Source organism: Streptococcus sp. 27098_8_109, from assembly GCF_041432295.1.
In the GTDB taxonomy this organism is placed as follows: domain Bacteria; phylum Bacillota; class Bacilli; order Lactobacillales; family Streptococcaceae; genus Streptococcus.
In genome coordinates this window covers 1-16,017 of record NZ_JAPVZJ010000027.1, presented here as the reverse complement: position 1 = coordinate 16,017, position 16,017 = coordinate 1, and the positions used below count along the sequence as shown (strand labels likewise).

Annotated in this window: 14 protein-coding genes and 1 tRNA gene; 2 read left to right on the top strand and 13 right to left on the bottom strand. The window is 41.9% G+C overall.

Annotated features, from left to right (window positions below):
- Positions 1–15: 15 nt before the first annotated feature.
- The 9 genes from O3664_RS08725 to O3664_RS08685 all read right to left on the bottom strand — a co-directional run bounded on the left by O3664_RS08725 (position 16) and on the right by O3664_RS08685 (position 9,029).
- On the bottom strand, positions 16–912 hold the full coding sequence (locus tag O3664_RS08725; RefSeq protein WP_371613907.1) for a DMT family transporter: 897 nt from the start codon (positions 910–912) through the stop codon (positions 16–18).
- An 8-nt stretch (positions 913–920) separates the two neighbouring features.
- Complete coding sequence (locus O3664_RS08720; protein WP_237446780.1) at positions 921–1,856, bottom strand: serine hydrolase domain-containing protein; 936 nt, start codon at positions 1,854–1,856, stop codon at positions 921–923.
- On the bottom strand, positions 1,853–2,578 hold the full coding sequence (locus O3664_RS08715) for a CppA family protein (RefSeq protein WP_237446779.1): 726 nt from the start codon (positions 2,576–2,578) through the stop codon (positions 1,853–1,855). The genes O3664_RS08720 and O3664_RS08715 overlap by 4 nt, the downstream gene beginning before the upstream one ends.
- Before the next feature lie 123 nt (positions 2,579–2,701).
- Positions 2,702–3,607, bottom strand: a complete 906-nt coding sequence (gene gla / locus O3664_RS08710) for an aquaglyceroporin Gla (protein ID WP_371613906.1) — start codon at positions 3,605–3,607, stop codon at positions 2,702–2,704.
- Between the two features lie 155 nt (positions 3,608–3,762).
- Positions 3,763–4,929: an acetyl-CoA carboxylase biotin carboxylase subunit family protein gene (locus tag O3664_RS08705; RefSeq protein WP_371613905.1), complete on the bottom strand. Its 1,167-nt coding sequence runs from the start codon at positions 4,927–4,929 to the stop codon at positions 3,763–3,765.
- 12 nt (positions 4,930–4,941) lie between these two features.
- On the bottom strand, positions 4,942–5,682 hold the full coding sequence (locus O3664_RS08700; RefSeq protein ID WP_371613904.1) for an esterase family protein: 741 nt from the start codon (positions 5,680–5,682) through the stop codon (positions 4,942–4,944).
- A 20-nt stretch (positions 5,683–5,702) separates the two neighbouring features.
- On the bottom strand, positions 5,703–6,527 hold the full coding sequence (locus O3664_RS08695; RefSeq protein WP_261121510.1) for an alpha/beta hydrolase: 825 nt from the start codon (positions 6,525–6,527) through the stop codon (positions 5,703–5,705).
- Between the two features lie 136 nt (positions 6,528–6,663).
- Positions 6,664–7,878, bottom strand: coding sequence for a tRNA uracil 4-sulfurtransferase ThiI (thiI, locus tag O3664_RS08690; RefSeq protein WP_033687158.1), 1,215 nt, complete (start codon positions 7,876–7,878; stop codon positions 6,664–6,666).
- An 8-nt stretch (positions 7,879–7,886) separates the two neighbouring features.
- Positions 7,887–9,029 carry a cysteine desulfurase family protein gene (locus O3664_RS08685; RefSeq protein ID WP_371613903.1) on the bottom strand — a complete coding sequence of 381 codons (1,143 nt, stop codon included), beginning with the start codon at positions 9,027–9,029 and terminating at the stop codon, positions 7,887–7,889.
- 138 nt (positions 9,030–9,167) lie between these two features.
- On the opposite strand from O3664_RS08685, the gene O3664_RS08680 reads away from it, so the two are divergent.
- Complete coding sequence (locus O3664_RS08680; protein ID WP_033687159.1) at positions 9,168–9,602, top strand: DUF6556 family protein; 435 nt, start codon at positions 9,168–9,170, stop codon at positions 9,600–9,602.
- A 44-nt stretch (positions 9,603–9,646) separates the two neighbouring features.
- Here O3664_RS08680 and O3664_RS08675 read toward each other — a convergent pair whose 3' ends face one another.
- From O3664_RS08675 to O3664_RS08660, 4 genes are all read right to left on the bottom strand, one after another.
- Entirely contained in the window at positions 9,647–11,950 is a 2,304-nt protein-coding gene (locus tag O3664_RS08675; RefSeq protein ID WP_371613902.1) for a DNA translocase FtsK, read from the bottom strand.
- A 194-nt stretch (positions 11,951–12,144) separates the two neighbouring features.
- Positions 12,145–14,097, bottom strand: coding sequence for a fructose-specific PTS transporter subunit EIIC (locus tag O3664_RS08670; protein ID WP_371613901.1), 1,953 nt, complete (start codon positions 14,095–14,097; stop codon positions 12,145–12,147).
- Positions 14,094–15,005, bottom strand: a complete 912-nt coding sequence (gene pfkB / locus O3664_RS08665; protein WP_254754061.1) for a 1-phosphofructokinase — start codon at positions 15,003–15,005, stop codon at positions 14,094–14,096. The genes O3664_RS08670 and pfkB overlap by 4 nt, the downstream gene beginning before the upstream one ends.
- Complete coding sequence (locus tag O3664_RS08660; RefSeq protein ID WP_049499468.1) at positions 15,002–15,742, bottom strand: DeoR/GlpR family DNA-binding transcription regulator; 741 nt, start codon at positions 15,740–15,742, stop codon at positions 15,002–15,004. Before O3664_RS08660 ends, pfkB begins: the two co-directional genes overlap by 4 nt.
- A gap of 161 nt (positions 15,743–15,903) precedes the next feature.
- Here O3664_RS08660 and O3664_RS08655 point away from each other — a divergent pair.
- Positions 15,904–15,991, top strand: a tRNA-Ser gene (locus O3664_RS08655).
- Positions 15,992–16,017 lie beyond the last annotated feature (26 nt).

Below are 16,017 nucleotides of genomic sequence, written 5' to 3'. Positions count from 1 at the left end.
GGACAAAGAGTCTTTTTATTTTTCTAAGAGTAAATCTTTCAACGAAATCAAAGTGACTGCAATTAAAATCATTGCCATACCAAGAAAATCAATAGGATAAAATTGTTCATTCATAATTAGGAAGGCAAAGAAAACCGCCGAGATTGGCTCAATTGAAGCCAACAAACTTGACTTAACTGGTCCAATCAGACTGGCTCCTTTTAAGAACGCTGTATAGGCAAAGACAGTCCCGATAAGGATAATGCCCGCAAAAGCAAGGAAAAAATCAAGACTAGTCGGTATATTGGCCTGTAGAACCCCTGTAAAAGGAAGGGCGACTAAACCTGCTATGACCATTCCCACACCAATGAGCAAACTGCTCCCCCACTTCTTAATCAAGGCTATGGGCAAAATGATATACAGTGCGTAAGTCAGAGCAGAAAAGAGACCCCAGAACAGGCCTGCAGGTGTCATGGATAACTGGTCCAACTGCCCATGAGTTGCAATCAGGAAGGTCCCTCCAATGGCTAATATGATGGAAACTATCTCTCCCAGTGTCGGTGCCACCTTATCCTTGATACAGCTATAAATCAAAATCCCGACAGGACAAACATACTGAAGCACCGTCGCGGTTCCTGCATTGGTCTCCTGAATAGCAGTTAGATAGGCAAATTGATTGAGGAAGAGACCAATTAGAGCAAAAATGAGAAGAGACAGTAAACTCTTTCTATCATTTAAAAAGGCCAGCATTCTATCCTTTGCAGTAGCATAAGTCAAGACCATGAGAATCCCACCAGCGATTAAAAGACGCAAGTTGGTCAAAACCAGAGCCGAAATTCCGTGTGCCATCAGGTATTGGCCACTCGTTCCTGACAAGCCCAAAGCAATCCCAGCCACAACTGTTAATAGAGTCCCTTTTAAACTGTTTGACATGTCTCTCCTTACTCTTCTTTGCGAATCAAGTCCATCACTTGATTGCGGTCTACAATCCATTGAGCCCTCTCATCCTTTTCATAGGTACGATTCGATAGGAAAATAGCCGCTTCTTGCTTCTGGCGATTCCACATGATAAAGGTACCTGTATAGCCCGTATGGTCTAGCCAATCTCCTTCCAAATTCCATGCTAAAGAACGTTCCTTGTCATCCAAAGGAGAAAAATTTTGACTCAAATCTCTTGCAAAATCATCTGCTAAATAATGTTCTAAAAAGATTTGTAAATCCTTTACAGTAGAAAATAAACCAGCACTACCAGCATGTCTGCCCAGGAGACGAGCTTTGGGATCATGTACCATGCCTACCTCTACACCTCTAACCGTTGGAACAGCAAGCTCAACAGGTCCAAATTGGGTTTCCGCCATTCCCCAAGGTTTCCAGACTTGCTCCTGTAAAATCTCATCCAAGTCTTGATTAAAGATTCTTTCCAAAATAAAACCCAACAGCAAAAAATGGACATCCGAATAAAGAAAGGCTGGCTGACTTCGTCTCTTAAGATGAAACATCGCTTCCTTTAATTCAGGTGCTGTTAAAAGATCACGATTGGGAATAAAAGGATCAAGATCTGTAGCGTGGGTTAAGAGCTGGCGAATAGTGATGTCTGGATAATCACTCTCAGCTAAAAAATCTGTTACCGGTCTATCAATATCTAATTGACCTTTTTCCCACAAGAAGGTAAAAACAGTGCCAACTCCAACAACCTTGCTAACACTGGCTAGGTCGTAAACTAGTCCTGCCTCAGTATCCAAGCCATGTTCTGGGTCACTATGTCCTACATAGATCTCCGTCCATTGATGGTCCTTAAAATACGCAAAAGAGGCTCCGGGATAAATCCCTGCCTCGATTTGTTCTTCTATTTTTTTAATAATCTTGGTCCACTTCATACTTTTTCAAACCACAATTCAACATTATTTCTATCTTTACCAAGGAAGAATTTTTCAGACTTAGGAATAAAATATTCAGTAGACTCAAACTTCTGGCGAAGACTTGCTATATCTAGTTCATTGACCAAGAACTTGAGCATAGATAAGTCCCAAGTAGCCGTATTGTCCACAGTCAAATCTTGACCCTGAGCTGGGATAAAATCAAGTGATGTCCCAATTTCAGATACTTCCAAAAAACTATCTACATCCGTTGGGAGGTGTAATTCCATAGAAATTTCAAATTTACTTAAAGAAATTGACTCCAGATCTGTTTGAAATTCTGGCTTTTCTCCTACTTCTACTAGACTTGCTCTGTCATCTTCCGCATGAATCAAAATCAAATCATCTTCGGGTGAAAAAATCTCAAAAGCGTAGCCATTTTTACCTTTATATAATTGATGAATCGAATCTGTTTTAGCTAATAAGGCCTCGATTTCTAAGGGATTTTCTACCTTGACAATCAATCTAGCTAGTTTTTTTCTTCCCTCTACCTTACGAGTGCGCATACTTGGAGCTTCTTCTAAAACCAGCTTTTCTAAACCTGTTTGATCACCTAGTGACAGAAAGGCTGACTCTTCTAATAAGGCCTTCATGCCAAGGGTTTCAATATAAAATGTTTCATTTAATTTTCTATTATTAACTTTTAAAGTAGGAATAATCCGTACAATCTGATTTACATTCATAAATTCCTCCAACTCTTTTATTTTAAAGGATTTTAGAATTTTTTACAAGAAATTATGCTCAGATTTAGCTTTTTTTCGTAAAATTTCATCTAAAAAACCGAGGATTTCCTCGGTTTCAATTTCTTATAGGTAAAGGAATTTGAAGATAGCTACTGCGGCAATTGCTGCTGCGATCGGTGCTACTACTGGTACCCAAGAGTACCACCATTTTGAATCACCTTTGTGCTCACCAAGAACTGATTTTGGAAGGAAAGCATGAAGGAGACGTGGTCCCAAGTCACGGGCTGGGTTCAAGGCAGGTCCTGTAGGTCCACCAAGTGATGTTACCAAGGCCATAACTAGGAAACCTACTGCCAAGTGAGCAATTCCAAGACCAGATGTCATAAATGGTGCTACTTGTTCTTTAGCTTGGTCAAGTGCTGCTGTTACTTGTTCTTGAGGAATGGTTTGACCTTGAGTAGTTGCTTGTGCAACTTGAGCATTAATAGCCGCTTGTGCTTTTGATACTAGTTCAGCACCAAAGAAGTTTTTAGTCATTCCAAGAGCTGCAAAGAAAAGAACAAATGAACCAACAAACTCATTTACAAAACCATTAACAGTTGCTGCAAAATGTGATTCTTTTGTACCATTATCCAAACTTGAAATTGTTGAGAAAGTACCCAAGATGTTGTTTGGATTTTCAGTTTTCAAGTAGTATGGGCGGTGTGTTGCCACAACCAAGGCTTGACCAAAGATAGCACCCAAAACTTGTGCGATGATATAAGGCGCAACTTGTGCCCAAGGGAAGAGACCGCTGATCGCAAGTCCAAGAGTGAAGGCTGGGTTTATGTGGTTACCAGATACGTTACCAAACATCAAGGCCGGGATCATAACCCCCATACCGTAACCAACAGCGATAACGATCCAGCCACTTTGGTGACCTTTCGTACCTTTAAGTTCAACGTTGGCAACTGCACCATTTCCAAGAATGATCAAAATAGCAGTTCCCAAAAATTCAGTGGCATATTTAATTGCCCATGTGAAATCCATTTGATAGATTCTCCTTAAAATTTTTTAGACAATCCTTATTCTATCAATTTTTATATCTTTTAGCAACAGGTTTTCTAAAAGATTAACTGGGAAAACGCTTTTATTCAAGGAATTTAAAAAGACTTAACAAATAAAGCTTGTTAAGTCTTCATATCCTATTCTTGACGTTGTCCGAAATCAGCAATCATTTGCTCCATTTCTTGTCGACTCGGAGTTGTCAGCATATAAAGGTAATCTCCTTGAAGTTCCGCAAAGGCCGCTGGCATGATTTTTTTAACCTTGAACTGCTGGCTGTATTTAGCAAGCAAGTCCTCCTCAGAATAGACATAGTGAGCATTTGCACGACGTGATGTAGCCAAACAATACTGAGCTTCAAAGTCTGACACTGGAAACTCTTCTCCTGCGACAATAGCTGCATAGCCACGATAGAGATCCAAGGAATGAGCAAAATTATAAACATCAATGGTGAAACCACCAGCAGGACGATTATTGTACTCAATAGCGATGTAATCATCTCCCTCGCGGAAGAACTCGATATGGAAGAAACGTTCTTTCATACCAAATTCCTTGACAATCGCTTCCCCATACTTGCGAAGTTTGGGATCCATATCCTTGAGTACATAGTAAGAATTGTCCATCTTATAAATCATGAGATCAAGCGGTGTATAGGCGTAGTCAAAGGTTGTTGAAAAGACAATCTTGCCATCCTTGTCCACAAGCCCGTCAAAAGTACAGATTTCACTGGAAGTGACAAATTTCTCAAAGAAATAAACAGTTGAATGATCCCACTCAGTCTTGAAGTGATTGATATCGTCTTCTGTCTCAAGCTTAAAGGTTGCGGCTGCTCCCACTCCATTATCAGGCTTGGCAATCATTGGAAGACCGATTTCTTTCACAGCTTTATCAACATCTGCTTCCGTCTTGATAACAGCTCCAGGAACCACAGGGACACCTGCTTTTTTGAACAGTTTCTTCATCTCAGACTTAAATTTAGTCTTTTTGAGATCCTCTGGTTTGGCACCAAAAACATTGAATTGTTCTCTGAGTGTTGCGTCCAGCTCTAGCCAATATTCATTGTGAGACTCGATACGGTCAATTGGGCCATGTTTATAAAAGAGAAAAGCAACTGCACGTTTGACTTCGTCTACATTTTCAAGATTATCTACACGGAAGTACTCGGTCAGGCTATTGCGCAAAGGTTCATCCAATTGCTCATAAGGCTCTTGACCAATTCCCAAGACTGTGATGCCTTTATTGGCTAGTTCAATCGTAAACTGTTGAAAGTTTTGTGGATAGTAGGGAGAAATAACAAGGTAATTCATAGGTAACTCCTTTTATAGATACAGGTGTCCAAGAAAATAGGGCATTTGTTTACGCCACCATTCCCAATCGTGGGCGACATCGTGTCCCCATTCAGCAAACCAGGCTGGAATTTGTTTCTGGTCTAAGGCTTCTTTGAGCTTGTAAAAGGATGGCAAACCGTCTTGTTCCCAGGCACCAAGACCCGTACACAACACAATCTCTGCCTGACGGTAACGGTCAATAAACCAGCCGTCGTTCTGGTTCCAGATATAATCTACTGGCGAGTTTTGGTAAATAGCATCGTCATTGTAGTAATCTCCGACAAAGAAACGTGCGTCGTAGACACCACTGAGAGCAATCACCTTGGTAAAGACATCTGGATGTTGGAGGAAGAAATTGACAGCATGGTATGCGCCCATGGAGCACCCTGTCGTCATCATGCCATCAAACCAACCTGTCTTATGCTTGATAAAAGGAATGGCTTCCTCAATCACATAGCGTTCATAGGCACGGTGCATCTCTGCTTGGTCGTGACCATTTTTCCAAGTGGCCAACCAGCTCTCACTGTCAACACTAGATAGGGTAAAGAACTGAACACGGCCTTCCTCGATAAAGGAAGCACAGGCATCAATCATGCCAAAATCATAGTATTCGTTGTGACTCCCACCTGATGAAGCAAAGACCACAACTGGAATCCCAGCATGTCCATAACGGTTGAGATACATTTCACGGTTGAGGTGGCCACTCCAGTGGCTAAGGTTTTCAATATGCATTGGCTTTCTCCTTTCCTAACTTACCATTTCTCTGCAAAAAATCTCAGACAGTCTGGTAAATTTTCCGACCATGGAATCTCACTATGAATGGCACCAGACTGAACTTTCAAGACAAGATTATCCAGATGAACTCCCCCTGCTATCAAATCATGGTAATAGCGAAGTGACGAGTCGATATAGGCTTGTTTGATATTGCCAGCCATCAAGGTCTTGTCTGTGTCATCTGCTTCTTCTGTTCCAACATAGATAAAGATACGCTGATCAGGCGATAGTTTCTGGCGCTCGATATAACGGTTAAATGCTTCTTGGTGGAGCCAGTTTGCAGATGAAAAGACGCCTAGGCAACCAATTTGGTCTTGGTATTCCAAACCGATAAATTGGGTAATATTGCCTCCTAGTGAGGAACCAATCATAGCCGTATGCTGGCGGTCAGCTTTGGTACGGTAGGTCTCATCGATAAAAGGTTTGACCACATCCATGACAAACTCGGCATACTCTACACCTTTACCACCAAACTGCTGCCCCGGAATAGGAGATTCTTGGAACTTCCAGGCCGCATACTCATTCATCCGCCCCATACCATCATTGTCAATCGCAACGACAATCATGCGACTGATATCAGGATTTCGCTTAATAGCTGGAATAATCTTCCATGAGTGACCAATGAAAGACTCTTTGCTATAAAAAACATTTTGCCCGTCATGAAAGTAAACAACAGGATAGGAACGGTCTGTATCTTTCTCATAATCTTTAGGCAGAAGAACACGTACACGGCGTTCCTTACCTGTATAAGGAACCTTTAGTTTATGCTCTTTCATCTTTAAATAAAAGTAGGATTGATTCATTGTCAGAAAACTCTCTATATTCAAAATTTTATTTTATTATATCACAATTATAGAAAAAAAGTTAGTTTTGCTTCCACTTTTGGAATTAAAAACTAACTTTTTCATCTATTTTTCTAAATTCTTTTGGATTTTCTGATTAGAGAAGATTGTCAATCAAGTCATCGACTTCATCTTTTTCAGCCTGCGGTGTAATCTCAGTAATCATGATTCCAGCCACTGCTCGCTCTACTAATCCTTCAACATCCATACGAGCTTCATACTGCTCCGCATTCTTAATCTTAGGATTTGTTTTCGGACGATCTGGCGCAAAAATCGTACAGCAGTCTTCAAACGGTTGGATTGAAATGTCAAAGGTATCGATTTCCTGGGCGATGTCAATGATTTCCAACTTATCCATTGTCACAACTGGACGGATGATGGGAGTGTTGGTAACGGCATTGATAGCCTGCATGCTTTCGAGGGTTTGGCTGGCTACTTGTCCTAAACTTTCCCCATTGATGATAACTAAACCATTTCGTACCTCACGAATACGATCTGTAATCCGCATCATAAAACGACGGGTCAAGGTCATGAGATAGGCTTCTGGCGCCTTGGCCTTGATTTCCTCTTGAATCTCTGTAAAAGGAACTTCGATAAACTGGATATTGCCCCCAAACTTGGTTAATTTACGGGTCAAATCTTGGGCTTTTTTAAGAGCACCCGGACTCGTGTAAGGTGGGCTGGCAAAATGAACAGCCTCAATATCCACTCCACGCTTAAGTGCAAGATAACCTGCTACAGGTGAGTCGATCCCTCCTGACAACATGAGCATCCCTTTACCTGAAGTTCCAACTGGCAAACCACCAGCCCCACGAATGGTTTCATAAGAAAGATAGGCTGCTTCTTCACGGATTTCCACCTGAAGATTGATGTCAGGACTTTTCATTTGAGCTTGCACATTTGGAATGGCTTCGAAAACAGCACCTCCAAGTGTTTGATTGAGTTCACGACTATCCAACTCAAAGTTGTGGTCGCTACGCTTGCTAGAAATTTTAAATGTCATGCCATCCTTGTAGATGTCCTGCATAATCTCTTGGACAGCAGACTTCAGAACTTCTACAGATTTTTCAACCTTATAAACAGGGGAAAAGTTTTGAATTCCAAAAACTTGTTTGAGGGATTCTGCTACTGCTGTGTAATCTGCTCCATTGAGGTATGCATGGGCACGGTCACGATCTGCTGTTACCTTAACTTGGGGATAGATAGACAAAACGTCTGAAATATTATTGCGAAGTTTATTGATGAAACGCATACGGTTTTTGCCCTTGGTTGACAGCTCACCGTAGCGAATCATAATTTCTGAATACTGCATGAATGCTCCTATCTTACTTTTCTAGTTTGATTGTAAATCAATTTTAACTTGGTCAAAAACTGCTCAATCTGACTCATATCATTTTCAAGGTCTAGGCTTAAACGTACAGCTGACTGGGCCTTATCCTTGTCCACTCTCATGGCAATCAAAGTCCCTGCAGGCTTCCCTGCCTTGGATGAACAAGCAGAGGTCGTTGAGATGAAAATATCATAGTCTTCAAAGGCGTGAACGACGACTTCACCACGAACACCCTTGATTCCAAAAGTCAGGATATGAGGGGCAAAGTCTTCCTCATCTGAGAAGATAAAAATATCTGGGTAGTCCAGAATGGCTTGGCGAATCACTGCCTTCATCTGTCCAGTCTTGCTAGTAAAGATATCTAGCTTTTCCATAGACAAACGGAGAGCCTTGGCTGTCGCTGCAATTCCTGCCACATTTTCAGTTGTTGAACGATAATCACGCTCCTGACCACCACCTGTTAAAAGAGGCGTAATCTTCTTGCCAGACTTGATATAGACAAATCCAACACCTCGAACTCCGTGAAACTTGTGACTAGAGAAAGTTGCAAAATCCACTCGTTCTGTCAGATATTTTTCAGTCGGAATCTTGGCAAGTGCCTGAACAGCATCAACGTGGAAGGAAATAGTCGGCTTGTCTGCCAACAGTTCTGAAATAGCCTCAATGGGCTGGATAGAGCCGATTTCATTGTTTACAGCCATGACAGAAACGAGGGTCGTATCAGGTCTTATCAAATCTGCTAACGCTTCAACATCCACAAATCCTTTGTTATCAACTGGAGCAAAATCTACTTCAAATCCTTGAGATTTCAACCAGAGAGCTGACTCTTTGACTGCCGGATGTTCAATGGCTGATACGATGATGTGCTTGCCAAATTGAGCTTTTTCAAAGGCGACACCCTTGATGACCCAGTTATCTCCTTCTGTCCCACCAGAAGTAAAGAAGATTTCATCGCTTTTCTTACCGATTAAATCTGCAATCTGTTGGCGAGAAGCATCTAAGATTCGTGTTGCCTGGTCTCCCAAACGATGGAGACTAGATGGATTTCCTAAAATTTTTGAAGCGACCTGCATATAAGTTTCAAGGGCTTCAGGATAGGGCTTGGTCGTCGCCGAATTATCAAAGTAAATCATGTTTTCTCACGCTTTCTAAAATCACTCCTTCTATTGTATCATGAAACGGAGCCTGCGACAAGAAAGGGCAATTCCTCTTTTTTTAAGATTTTTTTAAAGAAATGCGGTATAATAAATTTTAATTAAAGGAGAGAATGTATGTCTAATTATCGTAGAACTTCAAAACCAAAAACAGAACACATCAAAAAAGGCTTTACAGTCTTTCAAAAAACCGTTGCTACTATCGGTAGTATCCTTGGCTTAATTACCGCAAGTATCACGATTATGAACGCCTTGGATAATAACAAAAATACTAAAAAAGAACCTACGACAAGCCAGACGACAACCATTGTCAAAGAAATTCAAAAGGAATCCCCTCAGGAAAACACTAGTCCCAATAAGGAAAATAACACTTCTCAAGAAAAAACACAGCAAGAGGAAACACCAAAAGCTAGCGTCAAGGAAGAGAAAAAAGAAGAGCAGAAAACAGCAACTCAGGACTCTACTACTCCTGCTCCTACTCCAAGTAAACCTGCTACTGAAAATGAAAAACAGTCCAATAGTCCAACTTCGGAAAATAAAACTAATCAATAATCACTAAAATAGCCTCCTTCCAAACTTGGAAAGAAGCTATTTTTTTATTGTTGTAAAACTTTTCTTGGTTTGGTACCTTCAGCTGGACCAATGACACCTGCCATCTCAAGCTCTTCCATGAGACGGGTCGCACGGTTAAATCCAACTGACAAACGACGCTGAATCATAGATGCGCTAGCTTTCTGAGTTTCGATTACCAAAGCCTTGGCTTCTTCAAAAAGCGGATCTCCACCAGTTTCACCATCTGAGAATTCACCTTCATTTTCAGAAACCTCACCTGGATCAAAACTCTCATCGTAGTCCGCATCTGCCTGAGCCTTGATAAAGTTTACGATGCGTTCAACATCATCATCCGAGATAAAGGATCCTTGGAGACGAACTGGATGATTTTCATCAATCGGTTTAAAGAGCATATCTCCTCGACCAAGCAGTTTCTCAGCTCCATTTTCATCTAAAATAGTACGGGAGTCTGTTCCTGATGAAACTGCGAAAGCGACACGAGATGGGACATTGGCCTTGATCAGACCAGAAATGACATCAACGGATGGACGCTGGGTTGCAAGAATCATGTGGATACCTGCAGCACGCGCCTTCTGTCCGAGACGAATGATGGCATCTTCCACTTCCTTGCTGGCCACCATCATGAGGTCAGCCAACTCATCTACAATCACAACAATGAGCGGTAGCGGAATCTGCTTATACTCAGATTGAGTATTAAACTCTTCTACCTTGGCATTAAAGCCTGCAATATTACGGACTCCTACCTTGGCAAAGAGTTCATAACGGTTTTCCATTTCATCCACAACCTTTTGCAGGGCCTTGCTGGCTTTGCGTGGATTGGTCACAACTGGAATCAAGAGATGAGGAATGTCATTGTAAACAGACAACTCAACCATCTTAGGGTCCACCATCATAAACTTGACCTGGTCTGGTCTCGCCTTCATGAGGATGCTAGCGATAATGCCGTTAACAGCTACTGACTTTCCAGAACCCGTTGAACCTGCGACTAGCAAGTGGGGCATTTTAGAAAGGTCAAAAGCTCTTGCGGTTCCATTAACAGCCTTTCCTAAAGGAATTTCCAAGAGATTTTCTGCTTTCGTTTGAGATTGTTCCCATAGTTCTCGGAAAGAAACTGTCGCAATCTCAGAGTTAGGTACTTCAATTCCGACTAAGGATTTCCCTGGGATAGGTGCTTCGATTCGGACATCCTTGGCCGCCAAGGCTAGAGCGAGGTCATCTGCTAGATTGGAAATGCGATTGACCCGTACACCGACTGCTGGCTTGACTTCATACTTGGTCACTGACGGCCCAATTTCAGCCCGTTCAACCGTTACCTTAATACCAAAACTAGCAAAAGTTTCTTCTAGGATTTTGATGTTTTCACGAACGATTTTCTTCTCTTTCGACTGGTCTTTTGGTTTATCTGGGGCAAAGAGTTGTAAGCTTGGAAGTTTGTATTCAAGGGCTTCCTTTGCTGAAAAATCGACCTGAACATCTTCGTCATCAGAGCCATCTCCCTGTTCAGTGAATTCAAGTTCAGCTTGAGGCAAGATGATCTCTGGTTCTACCCACTCTTCTTCTGGAACAGGTGGAACGTCAAGCACAACATCTTCTGTAAGAATTTCACCCGTTTCCATATCAACAGGAGGCATATCGAGTAAGGCTTTTTCAGCCTCTTCTTTTTCTAATCTAGCCTCTTCCTCAGCCTTTTGACGAGCTTTTTCTTCTTGTTTGACAAAGCGTTCCTCTTTTCGACGCTCATGCCCTTCTCGCCATTTGGCAAAGCCTCTACTGAAAAATTCAGCAATATCGTAAACAGACCAAGGACTGACTAGGAGAGCACCCACTAAAATCAAGATAGAACCAATAAAGTAAGTACCGATATTTGAGAAGAGAAAGGCTGTTGGCACATAGAGTCCAACACCAATCAAGCCTCCACCAGCAAAACTGGTCGTTCGAAAACCAGTCAAATCAGTCACAACCTGAGCCATGGTTCCTTTTAAGACCGACTTGTCCAAACCATATTTCCAAACTAAGTAGGCCTCAAAAATCAAGAGCAAACCTGCAAATATGGTGAAAAAGCCAGATAGGAGCCCTTCCTGTTTTCGTATCCACTTGAAGAAGAAGAGATAGAGCAGGATACCAAATATTGCCAGATAAGCTAGGCTACCCACCAGCAAGCGAATGAAATTGTAAAGGGTTATACCTGCAGCCCCTAATTTGAAGGCTGCGAAAATCAATAAAAGCGCGATTCCCAACGAAATCAACATTCGTTGAATCGCTTCTTTTCTTTCGAGTTCTGCTTTAGACGGTCTCCGTCTTGTTTTACTTGTATTCTTGTTTGCCATTCTTCTATTATACCATATTTCACAAGCATTTCGGAAAGAGAAAAAGACTGCACCAAACGGTCCAATCTTTTCATTTTATATCTAATACTCAATGAAAATCAAAGAGCAAACTAGGAAGCTAGCCGCAGGCTGTACTTGAGTACGGCAAGGCGATGCTGACGTGGTTTGAATTTGATTTTCGAAGAGTATAAGTTTTATGCTTGGGGTTTACGTAGATAACCATAGACCACACCACTTACAATTGCTCCAATCAAGACAAAGACTAGGTAAAGAAGGGCATTTGAAGTAAGAGCGATGACGAAGATTCCTCCGTGTGGCGCCATGAGTTTGATACCTGCAAGACCAACGAGTCCGCCTGCTACTGCAGAACCAAGGATAAAGCTTGGGATAGCACGAGCTGGGTCAGCGGCACCAAATGGAATCGCTCCCTCAGTAATAAATGACAAGCCCATGATGATGTTTGTCAAACCAGAGTTGCGTTCTTCCTTAGTAAATTTATCTTTAAAGAGAAGAGTTGCGACAAAGATTGCAAGTGGTGGCACCATTCCTCCAGCCATAACTGCTGCCATAGCAACAGAACCACCTGAAGAAACAGTTGCTGCAAGCGTACCTGTACCAAAGACATAGGCAGCTTTGTTAACTGGTCCACCCATGTCAACAGCCATCATTCCACCAAGGACGATACCAAGAAGGACAGCTGAACCGCCTCCAAGACCGCCTAGGAAGTCATTCATAGCAGTGTTGATTGCTGCCATTGGGATGTTAACAGCTAGCATGACAAATCCAGTCAAGATTGTTCCAAGAAGTGGCAAGAGAAGGATTGATTTTGCACCTTCAAGTGAACGAGGAACTTTAACGTATTTCTTGATAGCAAGAACTAAAGCACCTGCGATAAATCCACCAACAAGGGCACCTAGGAAACCAGATGAGACACCTGCAAGAGTTGAAGTTGCTTCACCACCTGCTGCATAAGGGATTTTACCAAAGGCAAAACCTTCTTTAGCAATAGCACCAGCCACAAAACCCGCTACCAAACCTGGTTTTTCAGCGATAGAGTAGGCAACATAACCTGCAAAGACTGGGAGCATCAATCCAAAGGCTGCACCACCAATTTTCATGAACATAGAAGCTAACTCATGGTAAGAACCAAGATTGCCAAGGTTTTCATTTGGAACACCCAAAGCACCGTCAATCAAGAAGGCAAGGGCAATCATAATACCACCGCCAATAACAAATGGCAACATTTGTGATACACCACTCATCAAGTGTTTGTAGAAGGCACCACCAAGGCTTTGTTTTTCGTTAGAGGCTGTTGCAGCTTTGGCTCCATTAGCGGCACGGTAGACTTCAGCATCTCCTGAAAGAGCCAACTTAATCAACTCTTCTGTCTTACGGATACCGTCAGCAACTGGACGATTGATTAATGGTTTACCGTCGAAACGATCCATTTCAACTGCCTTGTCTGCTGCGATAATAACAGCTTTAGCCTTACGGATGTCTTCAGCAGTTAGTTGGTTTCCAACACCGCTAGCACCGTTAGTTTCGACCTTGATACCAACCCCCATTTCAGCAGCCACTTTTTGAAGGGCTTCTTGGGCCATGTAAGTGTGGGCAATACCTGTTGTACAAGCTGTAACAGCTACGATGAAGTCATCAGAGTCATTTGCAGGAGCTTGAGCTGGCTCCTCAGATTTTTCTGAAGCTTGGTCAAAAAGTTCGATAACTTGGTCAGCTGATGTTACTTGACGAAGTTTGTCAGCAAAACCATCTTTCATCAAGTATTGAGACAATTCTGCCAAGGCTGCCAAGTGAGTGTCATTGGCACCTTCTGGAGCCGCAATCATGAAGAAGAGATCAGTTGCTTGCCCGTCCAAGCTCTCATAGTCAACACCCTTGTTTGACTTAGCAAAGAGAACCGTTGCTTCTTTGACAGCAGCATTTTTGCTGTGAGGCATAGCGATTCCGTCACCCAAACCTGTAGAAGTCAAAGCTTCACGTGCCAAAATACCTTCTTTAAATGTTTCAAAATCTGTCACATAACCGTGATCTACCAAACTTTTAATCATTTCTTCGATGACAGCTGTTTTTTCAGTTGCCTGCAAATCCAGCAACATGACATCTTTTCTCAATAGGTCTTGAATTTTCATCGTTTTTCTACCTCAACTTTTTCATATGTTTCTTTAATAAATTCTGCTGTTGCCAAGTCATCCGAGAAGGTAGTTGCCGTTCCACAAGCAACTCCCCATTTGAAGGCTTCTACTGCGTCTTTTGATTTGACAAATTCACCTGTAAATCCAGCAACCATAGAGTCACCAGCTCCAACTGAATTTTTGACTGTTCCCTTGATAGGTTTTGCGAAGTAAGCTCCCTCAGATGTGACAAGAAGAGCACCGTCACCAGCCATAGAAATAATGACGTTTTGAGCACCTTTAGCCAGTAACTCACGAGCGTATTTCTCAATTTCATCTAAACTTTCGAGTTTCACTCCAAAAATCGCTCCAAGTTCATGATTGTTTGGTTTGACCAAAAGTGGCTGGTAGTCCAAACTATCAATCAAGGTCTGTCCTTCAAAATCACAAACGACTTGCGCACCAGTCTTGCGTGTCAAGGCAATTAGATCCTTGTAGATGGCATTGCCTAGATTTTTAGTACTTGAACCTGCAAAGACAACTATATCTTCTGCTGTCAGACTAAATAAAATAGCTTTCAATTCTTCTAGCTGATCCGGCTCAACAGTTGGACCAGTCCCATTGATTTCTGTCTCTTGGTCTGCTTTGATTTTAACATTGATACGAGTATCTTCTGATACTTGGACAAAACGTGTCTCGATTTCTTCCTCTGCTAAAGTATCTGTGATAAATTTACCAGTAAAGCCTCCGATAAATCCCGTCGCAGTATTGGGTATATCCAAACGTTTCAAAACACGACTGACATTGATTCCTTTCCCTCCAGCAAACTTATCATCACTGTCCATACGATTGACACTACCGACTTGGACTTGGTCCAAACGAACGATATAATCAATAGATGGATTGAGTGTGACTGTATAAATCATACTTCTATTACCTCCGTTTTCTCCTTAATAGCCTGCAAGAGCTCATGCCCTTGACTTGTGATAACAATAGCTCGTTTGAGTGGTGCTACTTTGGCAAAGCAAGTTTGTCCAATTTTTGACGAATCCACCAAGACATAGGTCTGTTTGGCATTCTCTAAAATAGCACGCTTAACAGCTCCCTCCTCCATATCAGGAGTCGTATAATAGCCATCGTCCACACCATTCATTCCGATAAAGGCACGGTCAAAGTGCAATTGGTTAATCTGGTTAAGAGCAACGCCCCCTATGCTAGCATCTGTCGCCATCTTGACACTTCCTCCAACCATGACAGTTGGAATCTGCTTTTCAACCAACTGAGCAGCATGGTGAATCGAGTTGGTCACGACTGTAACATTCTTATTGCCCAATTCATGAATCAAAAAGGCAGTTGTTGTTCCAGCATCGATAAAGATGACATCTTGTTCCTTGATGAGAGAGGCCGCCTTCTGAGCTAACAACTTCTTCTCTTGAAGGTTTTTGACAGATTTTTCTTGAATGGTTTCTTCTTCCTGCAAGGAATGGGGCAATTCTGCTCCACCATGTACGCGACGAAGCTTGTTTTCTGCTTCCAACTCATCCAAGTCTCTTCGAACCGTTGATTCTGACGTTTCTAGCAAACTAACTAATTTCTCTAGAGAAACTACATGATGTTGATTTAACTCCTCTAAAATCAGTTGTTTCCGCTCTGTTTTTAACACTGAATCACCTCCTGTTATCGTTTACACTATTCATTCTATCACACTTTCTTTCAAAGTCAAGCATTTTTTATCATTTTCTTTCATTTTCTGTCACTAACTCCTTAACTTTAAATAAATTTGCAAGAAAGAAGGCTTTATGGTAGACTAAGTTAGTAAACAATGGAAGATTACTCAAGAGGCTTAAGAGGCCGTGTTGGAAACGCGGTAGGCGTGTTAAAGCGTGCGTGGGTTCGAATCCCATGTCTTCCGTTTATTTTAAAAAAGATACCCAAGAA